Below are 457 nucleotides of genomic sequence, written 5' to 3'. Positions count from 1 at the left end.
ATGGACTTTGCATAGGGTATTTGGATGAAATGCTTTATAGAAGAAAATTATGGCAACACACGCCCATAAATGATTTTTGGCGTATAGGCAAAGGATATGCAACAAAACTAAAAAGCATAGGCATTAACAATATGGGAGATTTAGCAAGATACTCTCTTAATAACGAGGATAAACTTTATCAAATTTTTGGAGTAAATGCTGAGTTATTAATCGATCACGCTTGGGGATTTGAAAGCTGTACAATGCAAGCTATTAAAGAATATAAAAGCAAACATATCTCTAAGGTAATGGCTAAGGTTTTGCCTAAGCCTTATAGTTTTAAAAAAGCTAGAAATATGCTTAAAGAAATCGTCGATCATATGGTTCTTGAGCTAATTGAGCAAAATTTAACATGCAATCAAATCGTTTTAGATGTACAATATGATAAAGAAAGCTTAGAAAAGGTACAAAGCTACAA

The 457-nt window shown here is 32.2% G+C and carries 1 pseudogene; it reads left to right on the top strand.

Annotation, left to right across the window (positions count from 1 at the left end):
* Positions 1 to 457: pseudogene (locus tag ELQ12_RS09890) on the top strand (DNA methylase); the annotation flags it as partial.

The sequence above is a fragment of the Campylobacter sp. US25a genome, from assembly GCF_004379075.1.
Lineage (GTDB): Bacteria > Campylobacterota > Campylobacteria > Campylobacterales > Campylobacteraceae > Campylobacter_D > Campylobacter_D jejuni.
Note: the sequence above shows the minus strand (reverse complement) of the source record. Positions and strands in the feature narration are given on the sequence as shown.